1 protein-coding gene is annotated in these 1,825 nt (G+C 66.2%); it reads left to right on the top strand.

Going from position 1 to position 1,825, the window contains the following annotated elements:
• The first annotated feature begins 19 nt into the window (after positions 1–19).
• On the top strand, positions 20–1,789 hold the full coding sequence (locus ACTIIH_RS16020) for a formate--tetrahydrofolate ligase (protein ID WP_441452820.1): 1,770 nt from the start codon (positions 20–22) through the stop codon (positions 1,787–1,789).
• Positions 1,790–1,825: the final 36 nt, after the last annotated feature.

Here is a 1,825-nt window from a genome sequence, read left to right as displayed (position 1 = left end):
GAACGGGCATGATGGCCTTATGACCACAGATATGGATATTGCGCTCAGCGCCGAGCTCGATCCCATCGTCGACATCGCCGCTGGGCTGGGTCTCGACGCGCACGACATCATTCCTCACGGATGGACGAAGGCGAAGGTGCCGATCGACGTCCTCGATCGGGCGGCCGCGGATGCCACCGATGGCCGGCTCATCCTCGTCACGGCCATGAGTCCGACGCCGGCAGGTGAGGGCAAGACGACGACGAGCATCGGCCTGGCAGACGGACTCAACGAACTCGCCCGGTCGAACCCCGAGGTCGGACGGGCCGTGTTGGCGCTGCGGGAGCCGAGCATGGGCCCGGTCTTCGGGATGAAGGGCGGCGCGGCCGGAGGCGGATACGCTCAGGTCGTGCCGATGGAGGACATCAACCTTCACTTCACCGGCGACTTCGCGGCCATCGCAGCGGCGAACAACCTCGCTGCGACGATGCTCGACAACCACATCCACTTCGGCAACGACCTCGACGTCGACCCGCGGCGCATCCACATCCGCCGCGTCGTCGACCTCAACGACCGGACGCTGCGCGGAGTGGTCGTCGGGCTCGGCGGAATCAACGGGGGAGTGCCCCGCGAGGACGCTTTCGACATCGTCGTCGCCAGCGAGGTCATGGCGGTGTTCTGCCTGGCCACCTCGTTGGCTGACCTCAAGGAACGGCTGGGACGGATCGTGCTCGCCCACAGCAGGGGTCGGGAACCCATCACCGTGGCTGACATCGGGGCGGCCGGGGCGATGACTGCGCTGCTGCGCAATGCCTTGGCCCCGAACCTCGTGCAGACTCTCGAGCATTCGCCGGCGTTCATCCACGGCGGGCCCTTCGCGAACATCGCTCACGGCTGCAACAGTCTGCTGGCGACGAAGGCCGGGCTGGCGCTGGGGGACTGGGTCGTCACCGAGGCCGGGTTCGGCGCCGACCTCGGGGCCGAGAAGTTCCTCGACATCAAGTGCCGGACCGCGGGCATCTGGCCCTCGGCCGTAGTGGTCGTCGCGACGCTGCGTGCATTGAAGTACCACGGGGGCGTTGACGTCGCCGAGGTCAACTCTCCTGATGTGTCGGCGGTGCTCGAGGGGATGAGCAACCTCGAGCTGCACTGTCGGAACCTGCGTGAGATCTACGGACTGACTCCGGTGGTGTGCTTCAATCGATTCCCCACGGACACCGACGATGAGATGGCCGCGGCGATCGCCCATTTGGAGGAGCTCGGGGTTGCGGCCGTCGAATCGACGCATTGGGCCGATGGCGGCAAGGGTGCGCTGGCGCTCGCCGAGGCGGTGGTTGAGGCCGCCGCCGGTGTTGACGGCGAGTTCCGGACGATTCGTGATGAGAATCGAGCCGATGGGCCGCAGGATTCGTCCGGAACTCGCCTTCAGCGGGCGGTGCCGCGCTACTCTTACGAGCTCAATGAACCCCTGGAGGACAAGATCCGCACGATCGCGCAGCGGATCTACCAAGCCAAGGATGTCGACCTGCCGACCGCGGTGAAACGAAAGCTCAAGCAGTTCACCGAGGAGGGCTACGGGGACGCACCCGTATGCATTGCGAAGACCCAGTACTCGCTGTCGACGGACGCGAGCCTGCGCGGGGCGCCGAAGGACCACATCATCGCGGTCAAGGACGTGCGGCTCTCAGCCGGCGCCGGCTTCGTCGTCGTCATCGCCGGTGACATCATGACGATGCCGGGCCTGCCGCGCGAACCCTCAGCGCTGAAGATCGACGTCACCGAGGACGGCAACATCACCGGCCTCTTCTGACTCCTTGCGATCTCAATTGCTACCTGACGGCGGCCC

It is taken from the genome of Brevibacterium sp. (assembly GCF_052105255.1).
In the GTDB taxonomy this organism is placed as follows: Bacteria; Actinomycetota; Actinomycetes; order Actinomycetales; family Brevibacteriaceae; genus Brevibacterium; species Brevibacterium linens_B.
The sequence above is the reverse complement of the archived record's forward strand: the minus strand, read 5'-3'. Positions and strand labels throughout refer to the sequence as shown.

Coding starts and splice junctions, on each gene's coding strand:
- ACTIIH_RS16020 (WP_441452820.1), top strand. CDS start 20: ATGACCACAGATATGGATATTGCGCTCAGCGCCGAGCTCGATCCCATC.